The sequence below is a fragment of the Devosia pacifica genome, from assembly GCF_014652635.1.
In the GTDB taxonomy this organism is placed as follows: domain Bacteria; phylum Pseudomonadota; class Alphaproteobacteria; order Rhizobiales; family Devosiaceae; genus Devosia; species Devosia pacifica.
Genome location: NZ_BMZE01000004.1, coordinates 49,219 through 66,511 on the forward strand (window position 1 = coordinate 49,219; position 17,293 = coordinate 66,511).

A 17,293-nucleotide genomic window follows, 5' to 3' on the forward strand; every position below is an offset into this window, starting at 1 on the left:
TCATGGACACTGGACAGCGCCGCGCATTGCGGCTTTCTTGAAATGCCGGCCAAAAGGCCGCAACTCCGCCGCTGACATCGTGGCGGACACACCTGCGGAGACTTTTCCGCATAGCCCGGCTCTCTTGGGAGGAGACCAATGAAAAGACGCGACTTCTTCAAAACTGCAGGCATTTCCGCAGCCGGTGCGGCCGCCGCAACCCTTGCCACTCCTGCCATTGCGCAGGGCGGCACCACCTGGCGCATGGTCACCACATGGCCGAAGAACTTCCCTGGTCTCGGCGTTGGTGCCCAGCGTCTGGCCGATCGCATCACCGCCGCCTCGGGTGGGGAGCTCACTATCCAGGTCTTCGCAGCCGGCGAAATGGTGCCAGGTCTGCAGGCGCTCGATGCCGTCATCGACGGATCGGCGGAAATGAGCCATGGCGCGGCCTACTATTGGCAGAACAAGAGTCAGGGCCTGGCGTTCTTCACCGGCGTGCCCTACGGCATGACCAGCCGCGAGTTGACCGCCTGGGTGCGTTTCCTCGGCGGGCAGGAAATCTGGGACGAAATATACGACCAGTTCGGCGTTCAAGGCTTCCTGTCCGGCGATACCGGCACGCAGGCTGGCGGCTGGTTCCGCAACGAGCTGACGGGCGTCAGCGATATCGAGGGCCTGCGGTTCCGCACTCCCGGCCTCGGTGGCCAGGTCTGGCAGAAGCTTGGCGCATCGGTCACCAACCTCGCCGCTGGCGAGATCTTTCAGGCGCTGCAGTCCGGCACGCTCGACGCTGCTGAATTTGTTGGCCCGTACAACGACCTGGCGCTCGGCTTCTACCAGATTGCCAAGAACTACTATTTCCCGAGCTTCATCGAGCCGGGCCTTGCGACGGAGCTGGTCGTTGACAAGGCAAAGTACCAGGCTCTCCCCGAGAACCTGCAGGCGATCATCCGCGATTGCTGCCAGGCAGAATATGACAACGTGGCAGCCGACTTTGCCGCCAACGATCCGCGCGCTCTCGAGACACTTATCAACGAGCATGACGTTACCATCCGTCAGTTCCCCGAGGAAATTCTCCAGGCTGGCGCTGAAGCGGCCCGGGAACTGCTCATGGAAATTCGCGAAGGCGGCGATCCGCTGACGAAGAAGACGGCAGAGAGCTTCATTTCAGCGTTGAACCTGACGCGTCAAAAAACCGAGGGCACCGACATGCTGTTCCTGCGCGCCCGCGATCAGTACTTCAGTCTCGACTGATACCGGTTGTTCTGAGATTCGGGCCCCGGCGTGTTGCGCCGGGGCTTTTTTGTCCGCGTTTACGGCGCCAGAAACAGCCGGACGACAAGCCCGATCAGCGTCACCACGCCGACACCACCAAGCCACAAAGCGGCGAACCACAGCCAGTTTCGTGCCTTTGGGGAATTCAATGGTAGCCCTCTTCCGGGTCAATTTTGCCGCGAAACACCCAGTAGGCGTATCCAGTGTATGCCAGAATGACCGGCACGAGCACGAGCGCCCCTGCGAGCAGGAATGCCAGCGAGCTATCGGGCGCAGCAGCTTCTTCGATCGTCAGCGCGCCCGGCACCATATAGGGGTAAAAACTCACACCGAGCCCGACGAAGCTGATGACGAACAGGCCAAGCGCTGCAAGAAACGGTTGCAGGTGCTTGTCTGTCGTGAGGCCATGCCAGAGCGCGAACGCGCAGCCGGCGAGCAGTAGCGGAACGAGCGCAGAATAGAACGCGGTCGGCCAGCCAAACCAGCGATCGAAATAGTTCGCGTTGAGGAACGGGCTCCAAAGGCTGACAACGCCGATCAGCGCCAGTGTCACCACCCCTGTCACCATCGATAGCCGCCGCGCATGGGCCTGCAATTCGCCTGATGTCTTGAGATTAAGCCATGTGGCGCCGAGCAGAGCATAGCCGATGGTGACCGCGAGCCCGCACAGCAGCGTGAACGGCGTCAGCCAGTCCCACCACTCGCCAACATATTGCCGGTTCGCAATTTCAATTCCCTGCACCAAAGCCCCAAGTGCGATGCCCTGCATGAAGGCTGCAAGTGTCGAGCCGATCCAGAAGCCGACATCCCACGATCTCGAGCCGCGCGTCGTGCGCCAGCGGAACTCGAACGCCACGCCGCGAAACACCAGGCCCAGCAGCATGACGATGATCGGCATATATAGCGCCGGCAGGACAGTGGCGTAAACGACCGGGAAGACCGCCATGAGCCCGCCGCCACCAAGCACCAGCCAGGTCTCGTTACCGTCCCAGACCGGAGCGATAGAGTTGGTCATGATGTCCCGGTCATGCCGCTTCGGGAACAGTGGGAAGAGGATTCCGACGCCTAGATCGAACCCGTCGAGGACCACGTAGGCGAGAACGGCAAAGGCGATGAGCCCGGCCCAGACCGTTGGCAGATCAATCTCCACTTGATGACCCTCCTGCGCGGATCGGCTCTTCCTGTGCCGGGCCGGGGTTGATGCCGGCGGCGCGATGCGGCCCCCTGTCCAGCTCGTGGTCCTCCTCAAGGATCGGCACGCGGCGGAACAACCTGAAGAGATAAAAAACGCCTGCGCCGAACACCAGGAAGTAGACGATAACGAACGCCACCAGCGAGGCGCCCACGGCTGGCGCGTCCACCGGAGAAAGGCTGTCGCTGGTACGCATCAACCCGTAGATCGTATAGGGCTGGCGGCCGATTTCGGTGGTGTACCACCCGGCCAGCACCGCGATGAAACCCGATGGCCCCATCGCCAGTGCTGCGCGATGCAGCCAGCGGTCCTCGTACAGCGTCTTGCGGTAGCGCGCCCACAGCGACCACATCCCGATTCCAAGCATCAGAAAGCCGATGGCGACCATGATGCGGAAGGTAAAGAACGGTATCAGCACGGGTGGGCGCTCATCCTCGGGAAAATCCTCAAGACCTTGAAGCGGCGCATTGAGGTCATGCTTGAGAATGAGCGAACTGAGTTTCGGGATCTCGATCGCGAAGTCGATCCGCTGCTCGTCTTCGTTGGGAATGCCGAACAGGATCAGCGGCGCTCCATTTGGGTGGCTCTCGTAATGGCCTTCCATCGCCGCAATCTTCTGCGGCTGGTACTCGAGCGTGTTGAGCCCGTGCTGATCACCGACGAAGATCTGGATCGGTGTCACCACGGCGGCCATCCACATCGCCATCGAGAACATGATCCGGGCCTGCCGGTTCGTCCGATCATGCAGCAGATGCCAGGCACCCACCGCACCCACGGCGAACGCTGTCGTCAGGAATGCAGCAAGAACCGTGTGCGTCAGGCGGTAGGGGAATGAGGGGTTGAAGATGATCGCCCACCAGTCTTCAGGGACGAAATTGCCGTTGCTGTCTACGGAGAAGCCTGCCGGCGTATGCATCCAGCTATTGGCCGAGGTGATCCATGTCGCCGATATTAGTGTGCCGACTGCCACTGCGACGACTGCCACCATGTGCAGCGGTTCGCCGACACGCTTGCGACCGAACAGGGCGATACCCAGAAACCCGGCTTCCAGAAAGAATGCGGTCAAAACCTCGTAGCCCATGAGCGGCCCGATGACTGCGCCGGCCTTGTCGGAAAACTCGGACCAGTTGGTGCCGAATTGGTAGCTCATGACGATGCCGGACACGACGCCCATGCCAAAGGTGATCGCGAAGATGGTCTTCCAGTATTCGAACAGCTTCAGATAGGCACGGTCGCGTTTCCAAAGCCACAGACCATTCAGCACGGCGAGGTAACTCGCCGTCCCGATCGAGAGGGCGGGGAAGATAAAATGAAAGGACACCGTGAACGCAAACTGTATGCGTGCCAGCATCTCCGCAGTCAGACCCATTGTCATCGGCAGATCACCTTGCAGGGTTCGTGCGAGTTCTTACTCGTGGCACAATGTAGCCTCTTCGCTGCCACTTCAAGAATGCGACCAAACGTGTCTGCGACGCCTGGTCTCACTTCTAGCTACCGCTCTCGCCCTCGGCCTGCTCATCACACTGTCATAAAATCGCGAAAATCTGCCATACCAGATGCGCTCTCCCCTTGCAGCGACATGTGTATTGGGTCTTAATTGCCGAGCGAGTGATTTTCTCCCGAAAGAGTCGTCTTTCGGCGCCAAATCGGCGAAAAATTCAGTTTGGAACATACTTTGAGCAGCGATGCGATAAGCAGCGCGGCGAAGCGAAACAATTCGTTCGCGCATGTCGAGGCGGCCGGCTGGGGCCGGGGCCTCAGTACACTCCTGCGCATTACGCGCATGTGTCTGCGGCACTCGTTTCAGGTCTCGGTTGCCATTGGCGCAACAATCGTCGCGGCTGTTCTGCAGCTGACAATTCCGGTTCTTCTGGGCACTGCCGTCGATCAAACACAGGTGGTGCTTGAAGGCGGCAATGCCGGCGCGGCTGCTGAAAGCGCATTGTGGCTCACGGCCATGTCGCTGTTGTTCGTCAGCATATTCCGCGGCGTTTTCACGCTCTTGCAGAACTATTTTGGCGAGTCCGTCGGGCACCATATCGGCTATGAGCTGCGGCTCGCCTGCTACGAAAAGATTCAACGCCAGAGCTTTTCGTTTCACGACAGCATCCACTCGGGCGACCTCATCACGACGGGCATGCTCGATATCGAAGGCGTGCGCATGTACTTTTCCACGGCGCTCATCCGCGTGGTCTTGCTTGCGATCCTGATCGGCGTTGGCGCTTACCTGCTGATCTCGACGGATGTGGTGCTCGGGTTGCTGGCGCTGAGCTTCGTGCCGTTCGTCGCCTGGCGCTCGTCGGTGACACAGCTGCGCCTACGCGCCACCTGGTTGGAATTGCAGAACAGGTTGTCCGTGCTGACACGCGTGATGGAAGAAAACCTCGGCGGCATCCGCGTGGTGCGCGCTTTTGCGGCACAAGCCTACGAAATGACGAAGTTCGATGTAGCCTCAAAGCGCGCTTTGACACTGGCCTACGAACGCGTTGGCATCCGTGTGCGGAATACCAGTGCGATGACATTCTCGTTCTTCGCAGCAATGGGGCTGGTGCTGTGGGTGGGCGGCAACAAGGTGATTGCCGAAGAGATTTCGGTTGGTACGCTCGCGTCGTTCCTGACCTTCATGACCATTCTGCAGATGCCGGTCCGCCAACTCGGCATGATGGTGAACTCGTTTGCGCGCGCATCCACCTGCGGCTCGCGGCTGTTTTCGCTGCTCGATCTCGACATTCAGGTCAAGGACGCACCGGACGCGCAAAAGCTCGAGGTCACGGAAGGAACGCTGCGCTTCGACAATGTCGACTTTGCCTATCCCAACGCGCCGGAACGGCCAGCGTTGAAACATATCAGCTTCGAGGGCCGCAAAGGCGAGACCATCGGTATCGTCGGCCCGCCGGGAAGCGGCAAATCGACGATCGCGCATTTGATCCCGCGCTTTTACGACACGACCGGTGGCTCCATAACGATTGACGGCCAGGATATCTCGAAGGCGACGCTTGCATCGTTGCGGCAGGCTGTAGCCGTTGTGCAGCAGGATTCGTTCCTGTTCACCACGACGATCGAAAACAACATCGCTTACGGAGATCCGTGGGCGAAGGAGCATCGCATCGAGCGTGCGAGTGAGTTCGCACAGCTCCACAACTACGTCCTGGGCCTACCCTCGCAATATGGCACGGTTGTCGGCGAGCGTGGGGTTTCTCTGTCCGGCGGGCAGCGTCAGCGTCTCTCGATTGCCCGCACCTTGATGCTGCGGCCGGCTGTGATGGTGTTCGACGACTCGACCGCTGCAATCGATGCCGCCACCGAACAGCGCATTCGCAGCGCCATGAAGCGCTTCGCCAAGGACCGTGTGACGATCATCGTGGCGCACCGGCTCAGCTCGCTGATGCATGCCGACCAAATCCTGTTCGTTGAAGATGGAGAGATCGTCGAGCGCGGAACACACGAGGAATTGCTGGCCAAGGGTGGTCGATACAAGGCGCTTTACGACCTGCAGATCCGGCCTGGCGACGACATGCTGGAAGACACGACCGAACAGGCCAATAAGGAGGCCGAGGACTAATGGCGGAGGAGCTCGAAACTGAACGCAATGACGTGCGTGAAGATGGTCGTCGGCCGCCACGGGCTGTCGTCGGCTCGACGAGGGTCGAGGAGGAAATGTTCGGCAAGGTGTTCGATGGCAAGGTCGTGCGCCGGATCTGGAATTTTGTCAGCCCATATAAGTCGAAGGTCTACCTGGCAGTGGGCGCGGTGCTTGTGTTTACAGGCACGCAGCTGGTGATCCCGCTGATCATTCGCTACGCCATCGACAATGGCATGACCCCTGGCAATGTCGACCATAGCGCCTTGATGTGGGCGGGGATTGCCTTTGCCATCGCCATTCTGATCAATTTCGCTGCGAGCTTTGTGCAGGAGAACACGGTCGGCCAGGTGGCCGAGAACGTGCTCTTCGATATCCGCCGGTCAATGTTCGGCCACCTGCAGAAAGTGTCGCTATCCTTCATGGACAAGACGGAAGTCGGTCGGCTGATGTCGCGCCTGCAAGGCGACGTCAACTCGATGCAGGAGTTCCTCGAAACCTCAGTGCTCTCGATCGGCGATATCGTGCTGCTGTTCGGCATCGTTTTCGTCATGCTCTGGCTGGATTTCCGGCTTGGCCTTCTGACCCTTTCGGTGCTGCCCATACTCTTCATCGTGCGCATTTTTTGGCTGCCGCGGGCGCGCAAGGCCTTTATGCGCGCGCACGAGACAAACTCGCTCACGAACGGGGCCTTGGCCGAGGGCATTCATGGCGTGCGTGCGGTGCAGTCGATGGATCGCCAGCAGGTCAACTTTCAGCTCTTCGACGATAAAGCCCACCAGAACCTTAAGACGCATCTCATCGCATCGCGCTACGCGCAGGTGATGGTTCCGATCGTCGATACGCTGACCGGCATGGCCATGGCCGTCGTCGTTGTAGTTGGCGGTTCGATGGTGCTGAACAATTCACTCGATGTCGGCGTGATGGTCGCTTTCCTCTTTTACATTCAGCGCTTTTTCGACCCTATCCGGTCGCTGACCATGCAGTACTCGGTGATGCAGCGGGCAATGGCCTCGGGTCAACGACTGACAGAAGTGCTGGATGTCGATCTCGACATTACGGACAAGCCGGACGCCAAGGTTCTGTCGCCGCAAATGGATGGCTCGGTCGAGTTTCAGAACGTCACCTTCGGCTACAATCCTGGCCAGCCAGTGCTGAAGGACGTCAACTTTAAGGTAAATCCCGGCGAGACCGTTGCGCTGGTCGGCCCTACTGGCTCCGGCAAGTCGAGCGCCATGGCGCTCGTGCACCGCTTTTACGATGTGCAAGAGGGGCGCGTATTGGTGGGCGGGCACGATGTACGTGATCTCACCCAGGAGTCGCTCGGTCATCAGGTTGCAATGGTGTTGCAGGAGCCGTTCCTGTTTACCGGCACCGTGTTCGAGAACATTCGCTACCAAAAGCGCGACGCGACGCTTGATGATGTGATCGAGGCGGCCAAGGCCGTGGGTGCTCATGACTTCATCATGGACCTGGCGGAAGGTTACGACACGGAACTGGGCGAGCGCGGCGGCAACCTGTCCCTCGGTCAGCGCCAGCTGATCAGCTTTGCCCGAGCACTCGTCGCTGATGCGAAGATCCTTGTGCTCGATGAAGCGACTGCAAACATCGACAGCTACACAGAAATGCTGATCCAGAAGGCGCTCATCCGTCTGCTGGAAGGGCGCACCGGGCTTGTCATCGCGCACCGGCTGGCAACCATACGCGGTGCGGACCGGATCATTGTGCTGCAGAACGGGCAGTTGATCGAAACCGGCAACCACGACCAACTGATGGCGCAAGGTGGCCTGTACTCGAAACTCTACAACCTCAATTACGCTTCGTTTGACGACATCCCGGATGATGCGCTGGAAGCGGCCGCTCAGGGCAACTACGCCACCTGACGATCAGGTGCAGGCGCTGATAAACAGCGTCGGCGCGTAAACGAGGACAGCGGCGCCCAGCGCCGCTGTCGCCGCCCATAATCCGGTCTGTTGGAGGAACGGCTGTGGTTGCGGGCCGCCGCGGGCCCGCCAGATCAGCAGCAGTGTCGCTACTTGCACCGCTATCGCCACCACAAAACCGGCGACAAGCAGGATGCGGTGCAAATCGAACAGCCCGACAGTGATGGTGTGCCAGCCGAACCTGCAGCCCAGCGCCTGCAGCGTATAAAGGCCGACAAAACTACCTGACCAGACGATAAAGCCTGCAAGTAGCAGCATGACTCGGCGCGGGCCTATTGCGGTCTCGCTCATTGGAGTCCTCCAACGCCGGCCAGCAACTGTACGAACAGCAGCCCCAGCACGGCACACGCCAGCGCATAGCCCTGCCAGATGACGGAAAGCCTCGGATCCGTCTGGCGTCTGGCTGAGACATAGCCACCGCGCATGCGCCAGACACAGTGACCACTGATCAACGCCGCAACGGCGCAATGTAGGCTCATATAGACCAGAATGGCGAAGCTGATCGCGCCGCGTGCATGGGTGAAGAGATCCGGAATGGTGAATGCCAATGCACTAAGCAAACAAGCAGCGAGGAGCTGCGACAGACACGCACCGCCCTGAACCAGCATCGGGTTCCGCCCACGCTCGGTCTGCTTGCGCGCCAGCCATGCAAGTGCCGTTCCCGCAGCGCTGAAAACCAACGCCAGAACAAGCATCGGCGAAGGCGGGGCAAGGCTTAACGTTTCCGACCAGCCGGGTGCCACCACCAAGAGATAGAGCGCGCCGAAAAGCAATGAGCCATATAGCGTCGCGTCGACGATCACCGCGGTGATGTTGGCCATCACGGTCAGGTTGTAGTGTGTTTCTTCACTCGAGGGCACAGCCTCGCCATTGCCGATGTCGATCGGGCCGAGGTCCTTTTTCTCCCCAAGCGCGGCCGGCCATAGGCAGAACATTGCGACAGCCGCAAGCGCAGCGAACGGTGTCAACCAGTAGACCTTGAACAGGAGCGACAGGAAAAAGACCCCCGTCACGAGCGCTGTAAGCAGTGGCAGATAGGTGCGCTGTGGCAGCACCATGAGGTGCTCCACCCGGCCAGTGGTCATATCGACCGCCAAGGTTTCCTGCCTGCCGCGCGAGAAGCCGAGATAGCCGGCGCCGGTGGCCAAGGCCGGACCGGCCTCCTTCGGCTTTAACTGATCGGCGCGCCGATCAATGTGCGGCAGGGACGCAAAATTGTAGGATGGCGGCGGTGTGGCAGTTGCCCACTCGAGCGTTGCAGCATCCCAAGGGTCGCGAACCTGACGCTTGCCGAACCGCGTCTGCAACACCAGGTCGGCCAAAACCAGGGCAAAGCCCATGGTCAGGATGAACCCGCCGATTGAGGACAGCAGGTTGAGCCAATCCCAGCCGAACGAGGACGGGTAGGTCGATATGCGCCGTGGCATGCCCATCAGGCCTGTCAGGTGCATCATGAAGAAGGTAAGGTTGAACCCGATAAAGATCAGCCAGAAGCCGGGGATCGAGAGGCGGTGTACGCTTAACCGGCCGGTGATGTGCGGCAGCCAGTAGTAAAGCCCCGCCAGCATCGGAAACACGAACCCGCCGACCAGCACGTAATGCAGATGGGCGACGACGAAATAGCTGTCATGCGCCTGCGTGTTGAAGGGCACCATTGCCAGCATCACACCCGTTAGGCCGCCGAGAACGAACACCGCAAAAAAACCGGCCACATAGAGCATGGGCACTTCGAAGCGTGGTTTTCCGTAGGAGAGGGTGGCGATCCAGGCAAAAATCTGCACTGCCGTTGGGATGGTCACAAGCGCGCTCGCGGCTGAAAAGAAGGCGAGCGCGAGGTGCGGGATGCCGACCGTGAACATGTGGTGAACCCACAGCCCGAAGCTGAGAAAGGCCATTGCGATAATGGCGACGACGATTGCGCGATAGCCAATGATGGGGCGCTGCGCAAACACCGGAATGATCGTCGAGAGCACCCCGGCCGCCGGCAGGAAAATGATGTAGACTTCAGGATGTCCGAACAGCCAGAACAGGTGCTGCCACAACAGCGGATCGCCGCCGCGCGTCGGATCGAAATAGGGCAGGTCGAACGCCCTTTCCATTTCGAGAAGGATCGAGCCTAGGATCAGCGGCGGAAAGCCCACCAGCATCATCCCTGAGGTACCCAACATGTACCAGGCGAACAACGGCATGCGATCGAGCGACATGCCCGGGGCGCGCATCTTGAGGATGGTGACGGTGATCTCGATCGCAGCGGTAACGGCGGAGATTTCAACGAAGGTTATGCCCAAAAGCCAGACATCCGAGTTGATGCCAGGCGTGTAGACGTTGGAGGACAGCGGCGTATACATGAACCAGCCGCTGTTCGGCGCATAGCCGAGCACCATCGCCACGATCAGGATGCTGCCTCCGAACAGGTAACACCAAAACCCGTAGGCGGTCAGCCGTGGGAACGCGAGGTCACGGGCCCCCAGCATTTTCGGCAGCATGTAGATCGCGAAGCCCTCGAACATCGGGATCGCGAACAGGAACATCATTACCGTGCCGTGCATGGTGAAGACCTGGTTATAGAGTTCGGGCCCTATAAACGCGCTGTCAGGCGTTGCCAGCTGCGCTCGGATCAGCATCGAAAGAATGCCACCGATGGAGAAAAAGGTCAGCGCCAGAACCATGAAGCGCTTGCCGACAATGTTGTGATTGACCGCGGACAAGCGCGCCCATCCGCCCGGCGTGCCCCATATGGATTCAAGTTGGCTGTGCAACCTGACGGCGACCACGCCACCATCCGTGTCAGTCGAGCCTGTCATTGCTCTTCTCCCCCGAGTGCAGCGGCGAACTCATCCACCGGATGCGCCTCGACAATGAATCGCATCGTCTCATGTCCCACACCGCAGTATTCAGCGCAGACGCCGTAATATCGGCCGGGCTCGTCAGCCTCGATGAGAGTGGTATTGGTGTGGCCAGGGATGGCGTCCATCTTGCCACCGAGACGCGGTATCCAGAACGAATGGATGACATCGCGGCCAACCACCTCCACCAGGACCGGTACGCCGGCTGGAATGTGCAGAAGGTTGTCCGTCGTTGCTGCGCCTGGCACATCGGGATAGGAAAAAGTCCACTGCCATCGTTCCGCCGCAGCAATAACGCGAGTGGGTTCGCTGCCGTCGGCTGGCCGGGCCAGGAATTGCTCGCCGATCAAGAGCGCCGAAACGGTGAGTGCGACCAGAACGGGCAACGGCAGGAGCAGGCCGCCCGCTACGATCCACTGCCCGGGCGAGAGCTTTTGCATCGCGGTCTGCCAGCGATGGCTCGCATACAGCAGCACCATCAAGAGAGCGAACAGAGCCATAGCGCCGACGAACATGATCCACCACAGATTGGCGAGGATGGAGGCTCTGGGCCCTGCAGGGTCGAGCGTAGACAGCGGTGCTGCGCAACCGGTGACGGCGCCGAGCATTGCGGCTAGACTGAATAGACGAACCAGCGAGTATCGATGATGGCCGAACGCGAAGCGCAACGGGAACAGGAAGAAGAGATCCGCTCCGAGGAAAGCCCGGCGGAAGCGCGTCCCGACCATCCCAATCCAGGCATAAGGGCGATTGCAGAAAAGGACGTCGGTTCGGCTATCGCAGTTGCGGGACACCCCATCCACGCCATGATGGTGCACTTCCCCATTGCCCTTGTCATTAGCACGTTCGGAGTTGATCTCCTGTACTGGTGGAGCGGCGATCCGTTCTGGGTGCGCGTTGGAATCTACTCGTCCGGATTCGCCTTCCTGTTCGGCGTGCTCGCAGCGCTTGCCGGAACGGCCGAATTGCTGCTGGTTCCGGGGATCAGGGTGCGCGTGGCCAGTTGGAACCACGCCGTAGCCGCAATGGTGCTGGTGTCCATCGCTGGCGCCAATTGGGGTTTCCGCGTCTATCATCCCGAGGACATTCTTCCGCACGGGTTGCTGCTGTCGTTTCTGGCGTCCGTGGCCACAGCGTTTGCTGGCTGGCATGGCGGCAAATTGGTGCTGGATCATGGGGTCGGCCTACTCATATCGACCAAGCAGTAAGCTGTTCAAACATATTGCCAGCAATGCGCCCCAGTTCACCGGGCTGAAACAAGCCGTTGAAATCATCGACTTGATTGATTGACGGTTTGCCCAGCACGATGAACAGAATGCCCGACACGATCAGCACCACGGCGCTGGTCATGGTCACGGCGCGCCAGCCCGGATAGGCCTTCTCCGGTTCGAACAACCAAAGAATCGTCAGGCCGCACAAAATGTGCGCCAGCGTCATTGCTGCGACCAGCAATAGCTTCAACGAGAACCACGGCATGAACGTGGCTTGAACAAAAATCAATGCCGTGCCGGATGCGATCGCCACGAACGCGGCAGGCGACACCAGCGCCACGTAGAAAAACCGGGTGAAGAGGTGCAACCGGAAGAGCGCGTCCTGCTTGAGACCGGCCCGCTGGTTGTAGATGAAGGGAAGGCTGATCAGCCCACCCGCCCACACCGCGATGGCCGCAAGGTGTACGAACTTCAGGATCAGGACGGTCATCCGGTCTCCGCGGTGAAAGGGCTACACATAAAGCGACCCGCCGGCGGCGGGTCGCAAGACAGTAATCTGCGAAGCTGGCTCTTGTCATGCGCCAGTCGGTGAAGGGCCGGCATCGCCGGCCCTCTTTTCCTAGTCTTCAACAACATCCTCGGGCAGGGCCCAGGCTATCACTTCATCGCCGATCGGCGTTTCCATGAAGTGGTGGCCACCCGGAGCCAGCACGATGAACTGGCGGCCACCAACTTCGTAGGAAATCGGCGTCGTCTGTCCGCCGGCTGGCAGCGTGTCCTCCCACACAGTCTCGCCTGTTGCGACATCGATAGCCCGGATCAGACCGTCGGTGGCCGCCGCGACGAAGATGAGGCCGCTCTCGGTGATGATCGGACCACCATTGTTGGGCGTGCCGATGTTGAGTGGCAGGCGGGACGGGATCCCAAAAGGACCGTTGTTGCGCGCGGTCCCGAGTGGGCGGTCCCAAATGGTTTCACCGGTTTCAAGATCGATTGCGCGAATGCCGCCATAGGGAGGCTCCGTGCAGAGCAAGCCGGTGAAGGGAACACGCCAGCCGGCATTGATCGCGATAGCGTAAGGCGAACCCAGTTGTGGACCTGCCTCCGCGCCGCCCGGCTGATACTCCGGCTCGAAGATGGCGTGGACACCCATCTCTTCAGCCTCTTCGCGAGGGATCAGCCGATTGTAGTTTGGCATGTTGTTGTAGTTTGCGATCAGCACGCCGCGTTCCGTATCGACTGCCATTGATCCCCAATCCTGACCACCGTTGTAGCCGGGATACTGGATCCACCGACCATCGGCCGTGGGCGGCGTATACATGCCCTCGTAGTTGGCCATGCGGAACTGGATGCGGCACCAGAGCTGGTCCAGTGGCGACATGCCCCACATGTCCTTCTCCTCGAGCCTGGGGAAGGCAAGCGTGTGGTATGTGGAGAACGGCTGTGTGGGCGACAGGTAATCCTGCTCGACGCCCATGTCGGTCGGCACCTCGCGTTCCTCGACCTCGAACAGCGACTCGCCGGTCTCGCGGTTGAGAATATAGATGTCACCCTGCTTCGAGCTCAGGATGATGGCCGGAACCGTGCCCTCGTCAGTCGGAAATTCCACGAGGCTCGGCTGAGACCCGAGATCATAGTCCCAGACGTCGCGATGGACGGTCTGGAAGTGCCAGACGTCGTCGCCGGTCGTTGCATCGACGGCCACGAGCGATGTCGAGTACTCGTTTTCGGCCTCGGAACGGTTGGAGCCGTAATAGTCGACTGCCGAATTGCCGAGCGGCAGGTAGACGAGGCCCAGCTCTTCATCGGCCGCCGCCATTGTCCACATGTTTGGCGTGCCGCGCGTGTAAACTTCGCCCTCGGCAGGCTCAGCACGGTTATCCGGGTTGCCGAGATCCCAAGCCCAGGCAAGTTCCCCGGTGATCGCGTTGTATCCGCGGACAACGCCCGACGGAGAGTCCTCGGCCTGCCCGTCATTGACCTGCGCGCCAGTAACGACAACGCCACGCACGATGACCGGCGGAGCCGTCACGGCATACCAGCCCGGCACGGTGTCTCCGAGGCCTTCTTCAAGATAGACCTCGCCGTTCAAGCCGAAGTCCTCGCATGGCTGACCGAGCCGCGCATCAACGGCGATAAGGCGTGCATCGAGAGTGCCCCAGATAATGCGCTGAGCGCACAGATCGTCCGGGCTGTCGGCGTTGGGATTTTCATAGTAAGCCATTCCGCGGCAGGTTGCGCCGTACGGGATAGCGTCCACCGGAACCTCCGGGTCGAAACGCCACTCTTCAAGGCCAGTCGCTGCATCAACGGCAATCGCGATCCCCATTGCCGAACAGACATAAATGTCATCGCCAACCTTCAGCGGGGTGTTTTCAGGAGAATATCGCCCCTCGGCTTCTTCCGAAGGCATATCGCCGGTTTCGAACGTCCAGACGCGCTCCAGTTGATCAACATTTTCCGGCGTGATCTGGGACAGCGGAGAGTAACGATTGGCGCGATAGGTTCCGCCATAGGCGGGCCAGTTGGCCCCGACGTCCAACTGTTCCTCCGGCGTCATGGAAACCAGCGAAATCTCTTCACCACCGCCTTCAGTGCCTTCTTCGTTTTCCGGCTGCGGTGGCTCGAGTCCTGCGGTGCCTTCGCCGGTGTCAGGACTATTGACGCCAAGATCGGCTGGAACCTCTTCTGGATCCGGGCTTTCGGTCGTAGCGTCCGTAGCCTCATCGGACTGAATAAGCGCGTCGGTCTCGCCTTCTACCGTGTCTTCCGGCCGTGCGCTTGGCGTGGCAGGTGTCTCGTCTACCTCGTTGCTGACGGTCTCTTCGCCAACTGGGGCGCCGGTTTCTGCAGAGGCTTCGTCTTCATTCAAAGGCTCCGGCAATTCAACGACAGGTGCCTGCGTTTCCTGCGCGACAACAGCGTCCCCCTGAGATGTCACGAGCACGGCGCCAGAGGCGCCGAGCGCAAATAGTCCGGCCACGCCGGCAGCAAACGCTCCACGACCTGCACCAGCCCGACTGCGCAATGCAGGAATTGTCAGCAGAACGAGGACAAGCACGATACTGGGCGCCACAAGACGGGGAACTTGCGCCCAGCCATCAAACCCTTTTTCCCAAAGGGCCCAGATTACCGTTCCGACGAAGGTGAGGAGGTACACCCAGACGGCGCCCATCGACCGCCGAAAAAGAAAGTATGCAGTGAGAAGCAGGCCGATCCCGGCGAATAGGTAGTACCATGTACCCCCGAGCGTCAGCAGCCAGATGCCTCCGCCAAAAATCGCAATTCCGAGTAGGGTAATTATGGCGCCAAGCAGGATGGCCCACCAAAAGCCAAATCCTTTGCTCGGCGTATCGTGATCGCGCCCCGCCATGTGTCACTCCCGTAAAATAAGGCTGTACTTTGGCGCAAACGGGGCGGGTGCGGCTTGGTTCCTGCCTGCGAGAATGGTTTTGCGACGATCGCGAAGATTGGATCAAATGCGGCTCAGCCCCTGAGGGCAACGCGCCTCTCGCGGAAAAATATGAAAAGTCCTGCGGCGACGATGATCGCCGACCCGAGCAACATTGCGGGACGAGGCACCTCAGCAAACACGAACCAGCCAAGCGCGATCGCCCAGACTAACTGTGTGTATTGATATGGCGCGACGGCGTTGGCGTCTGCCAGCTTTAGGGCGCGATTGACGCAGGTATGTGCCAGCATGGCGATTACCCCAAGCAGCCCCAAAAGCAAAAGATCGGTAGGCGCAGGATTAACCCATGTTAATGGCGCGATCACCAGCCCGGCCAGCCCGCCACCCAGTATCTGCCAGAACACCAGAGTAATATCGGGAGTTCCGCGCAGCGTGCGGCCGGTAATCATCATCAACGCGAAAGTCAGGCTGCCAACGATCGATATTGCGGCGGCCGGGGAGAGCGAGGCGCGAGATGGCTCAAGCGCCACCAACACGCCGATGAAACCGCAGATAATGGCGGTCCAACGCACCGGCCCTACACGCTCTCCAAGAAGAAACGGCGACATGGCTGCGACATAAATCGGGGCCGCGAGCCAGTATGTCATCACGTCTGCCAGTGGCAGGTAATAAACTGCCCAGTAAAAGCAGATGACCTCCACTGTCGAGAAAACGACGCGCAGGATTTGAGCACCGGGTCTGTCCACCTGCAAGAGGACCTGAAAGCCTCGGCGCCAGAGGAACGGCAAAAGCACCAGCAGGGCACCGATGCTGCGCAACACAAGCACCTGCCACACTGAATAACTCGCCACCATCCACTTGCCGATTGCATCATTGATGGAAAACAACAGCATGCCCGTCAGCATCATCAGGATGCCGAGGCGAGCCGTCGGCATCGCGCGGATGCTGGCCAAAGTTGCGGTAATGGTGCTCATGAGAATCCGGATTGACGATAATTCCAGCAATATAGACCGCCACCGGCGCTGCCAATACGTCGTTGGGCTTTCTTCGGACGCAGCCGGAAGGTATGCCGAGGCTTATGGCTTGCAATGCACGGAGACGGACATGAACCAGATAGACCTTGATCAGCAAACGGCAGTGGTGACCGGTGGTGCGCAGGGGCTGGGGTTGGCCATGGCACGCCGCCTACTGCAGTCGGGTGCCAAGGTGAGCATATGGGATCGCGATGCAGCAATGCTCGATCGTGCAGTTGAAGCGTTGGGAGAGGGGGCGGAAGCTCGACTCGTCGACATTACAGATCTGCCGGGACTGGAAGAGGCACACGAACGAACCGAGGCGGCGTTGGGGCCGGTATCAATTCTCGTGAACTCGGCTGGTATTGCAGGACGGAACGGCCCACTCGAAACCTTCGACCCGGAAGAATGGCGTCAGGTTATCGAGGTCAACCTCAACGGGACATTTTACGTCAATCGGGTGGTCATTCCATCGATGAAAGCCCGAAATTACGGGCGTATTGTCAATATTTCCTCGGTTGCGGGCAAGGAGGGGAACCCCAATCTTGCGGCTTATTCGGCGGCCAAAGCCGGCGTCATCGGTCTAGTCAAATCCTTGGGCAAGGAACTGGCCGGCTATGACATCGCGGTAAACGCCATAACGCCGGCTACAGCCAAGACCCGGATTCTCGACAGCCTCACCGAGGAGTTTATCGAATATATGCGGGTGCGCATTCCGCGCGGCCGTTTTCTTGAGGTCGAGGAGGCAGCTGCGATGGTGGCCTGGCTCGTTTCGAAGGAGAACAGCTTCACCACTGCCTCGGTCTTTGACCTGTCAGGCGGGCGCACGACGTACTAGC

Annotated in this window: 14 protein-coding genes; 5 read left to right on the plus strand and 9 right to left on the minus strand. The window is 60.0% G+C overall.

The window, feature by feature from the left end; genetic code table 11:
• Window positions 1-138 precede the first annotated feature (138 nt).
• Complete coding sequence (locus tag IE127_RS16570; RefSeq protein WP_189426852.1) at window positions 139-1,236, plus strand: TRAP transporter substrate-binding protein; 1,098 nt, start codon at window positions 139-141, stop codon at window positions 1,234-1,236.
• 59 nt (window positions 1,237-1,295) lie between these two features.
• Here IE127_RS16570 and IE127_RS16575 read toward each other — a convergent pair whose 3' ends face one another.
• The 3 genes from IE127_RS16575 to IE127_RS16585 are packed head-to-tail and all read right to left on the minus strand — an operon-like array spanning window position 1,296 to window position 3,824.
• Complete coding sequence (locus IE127_RS16575; protein ID WP_189426853.1) at window positions 1,296-1,406, minus strand: DUF2474 domain-containing protein; 111 nt, start codon at window positions 1,404-1,406, stop codon at window positions 1,296-1,298.
• Window positions 1,403-2,407, minus strand: a complete 1,005-nt coding sequence (gene cydB, locus IE127_RS16580) for a cytochrome d ubiquinol oxidase subunit II (protein WP_189426854.1) — start codon at window positions 2,405-2,407, stop codon at window positions 1,403-1,405. The genes IE127_RS16575 and cydB overlap by 4 nt, the downstream gene beginning before the upstream one ends.
• Window positions 2,397-3,824: a cytochrome ubiquinol oxidase subunit I gene (locus tag IE127_RS16585; RefSeq protein ID WP_189426855.1), complete on the minus strand. Its 1,428-nt coding sequence runs from the start codon at window positions 3,822-3,824 to the stop codon at window positions 2,397-2,399. The genes cydB and IE127_RS16585 overlap by 11 nt, the downstream gene beginning before the upstream one ends.
• 300 nt (window positions 3,825-4,124) lie before the next feature.
• Here IE127_RS16585 and IE127_RS16590 point away from each other — a divergent pair, with 300 nt between their 5' ends.
• A complete protein-coding gene (locus tag IE127_RS16590; RefSeq protein WP_189426856.1) occupies window positions 4,125-6,011 on the plus strand; it encodes an ABC transporter ATP-binding protein in 1,887 nt (628 codons plus the stop codon).
• Window positions 6,011-7,912 (plus strand): ABC transporter ATP-binding protein, encoded by a 1,902-nt coding sequence (locus tag IE127_RS16595; RefSeq protein WP_189426857.1) that lies wholly within the window; start codon window positions 6,011-6,013, stop codon window positions 7,910-7,912. The genes IE127_RS16590 and IE127_RS16595 overlap by 1 nt, the downstream gene beginning before the upstream one ends.
• Before the next feature lie 3 nt (window positions 7,913-7,915).
• Here the strand turns inward: IE127_RS16595 and IE127_RS16600 are convergent, their stop codons facing one another.
• The 3 genes from IE127_RS16600 to coxB are packed head-to-tail and all read right to left on the minus strand — an operon-like array spanning window position 7,916 to window position 11,426.
• The gene (locus IE127_RS16600; RefSeq protein WP_189426858.1) at window positions 7,916-8,263 is read right to left on the minus strand and encodes a hypothetical protein; all 348 of its coding nucleotides are present in this window, start codon (window positions 8,261-8,263) and stop codon (window positions 7,916-7,918) included.
• Complete coding sequence (gene ctaD, locus IE127_RS16605) at window positions 8,260-10,776, minus strand: cytochrome c oxidase subunit I (RefSeq protein WP_189426859.1); 2,517 nt, start codon at window positions 10,774-10,776, stop codon at window positions 8,260-8,262. Before ctaD ends, IE127_RS16600 begins: the two co-directional genes overlap by 4 nt.
• Complete coding sequence (gene coxB, locus IE127_RS16610; RefSeq protein ID WP_189426860.1) at window positions 10,773-11,426, minus strand: cytochrome c oxidase subunit II; 654 nt, start codon at window positions 11,424-11,426, stop codon at window positions 10,773-10,775. The genes ctaD and coxB overlap by 4 nt, the downstream gene beginning before the upstream one ends.
• A gap of 39 nt (window positions 11,427-11,465) precedes the next feature.
• Here coxB and IE127_RS16615 point away from each other — a divergent pair, with 39 nt between their 5' ends.
• Window positions 11,466-12,026 (plus strand): DUF2231 domain-containing protein, encoded by a 561-nt coding sequence (locus IE127_RS16615; RefSeq protein WP_189426862.1) that lies wholly within the window; start codon window positions 11,466-11,468, stop codon window positions 12,024-12,026.
• Here IE127_RS16615 and IE127_RS16620 read toward each other — a convergent pair.
• The 3 genes from IE127_RS16620 to IE127_RS16630 all read right to left on the minus strand — a co-directional run bounded on the left by IE127_RS16620 (window position 12,007) and on the right by IE127_RS16630 (window position 16,415).
• Complete coding sequence (locus IE127_RS16620) at window positions 12,007-12,519, minus strand: CopD family protein (protein ID WP_189426864.1); 513 nt, start codon at window positions 12,517-12,519, stop codon at window positions 12,007-12,009. The genes IE127_RS16615 and IE127_RS16620 overlap by 20 nt on opposite strands.
• Window positions 12,520-12,648: 129 nt before the next feature.
• Window positions 12,649-15,402, minus strand: a complete 2,754-nt coding sequence (locus IE127_RS16625; RefSeq protein ID WP_244640291.1) for a membrane-bound PQQ-dependent dehydrogenase, glucose/quinate/shikimate family — start codon at window positions 15,400-15,402, stop codon at window positions 12,649-12,651.
• Window positions 15,403-15,515: 113 nt separating this feature from the next.
• Window positions 15,516-16,415 (minus strand): DMT family transporter, encoded by a 900-nt coding sequence (locus IE127_RS16630; RefSeq protein ID WP_189426866.1) that lies wholly within the window; start codon window positions 16,413-16,415, stop codon window positions 15,516-15,518.
• A 130-nt stretch (window positions 16,416-16,545) separates the two neighbouring features.
• Between IE127_RS16630 and IE127_RS16635 the strand changes: the two genes are divergently transcribed.
• Entirely contained in the window at window positions 16,546-17,292 is a 747-nt protein-coding gene (locus IE127_RS16635) for an SDR family NAD(P)-dependent oxidoreductase (RefSeq protein WP_189426867.1), read from the plus strand.
• Window position 17,293: the final 1 nt, after the last annotated feature.

Excerpts from the sequence above, each read along its gene's own strand:
- IE127_RS16570 (WP_189426852.1), top strand. The coding sequence starts at position 139 with ATGAAAAGACGCGACTTCTTCAAAACTGCAGGCATTTCCGCAGCCGGT.
- IE127_RS16585 (WP_189426855.1), bottom strand. The coding sequence starts at position 3,824 with ATGACAATGGGTCTGACTGCGGAGATGCTGGCACGCATACAGTTTGCG.
- IE127_RS16595 (WP_189426857.1), top strand. The coding sequence starts at position 6,011 with ATGGCGGAGGAGCTCGAAACTGAACGCAATGACGTGCGTGAAGATGGT.
- IE127_RS16600 (WP_189426858.1), bottom strand. The coding sequence starts at position 8,263 with ATGAGCGAGACCGCAATAGGCCCGCGCCGAGTCATGCTGCTACTTGCA.
- ctaD (WP_189426859.1), bottom strand. The coding sequence starts at position 10,776 with ATGACAGGCTCGACTGACACGGATGGTGGCGTGGTCGCCGTCAGGTTG.
- coxB (WP_189426860.1), bottom strand. The coding sequence starts at position 11,426 with ATGCTCGGCGCCGTCACCGGTTGCGCAGCACCGCTGTCTACGCTCGAC.
- IE127_RS16615 (WP_189426862.1), top strand. The coding sequence starts at position 11,466 with ATGGCCGAACGCGAAGCGCAACGGGAACAGGAAGAAGAGATCCGCTCC.
- IE127_RS16620 (WP_189426864.1), bottom strand. The coding sequence starts at position 12,519 with ATGACCGTCCTGATCCTGAAGTTCGTACACCTTGCGGCCATCGCGGTG.
- IE127_RS16625 (WP_244640291.1), bottom strand. The coding sequence starts at position 15,402 with ATGGCGGGGCGCGATCACGATACGCCGAGCAAAGGATTTGGCTTTTGG.
- IE127_RS16630 (WP_189426866.1), bottom strand. The coding sequence starts at position 16,415 with ATGAGCACCATTACCGCAACTTTGGCCAGCATCCGCGCGATGCCGACG.
- IE127_RS16635 (WP_189426867.1), top strand. The coding sequence starts at position 16,546 with ATGAACCAGATAGACCTTGATCAGCAAACGGCAGTGGTGACCGGTGGT.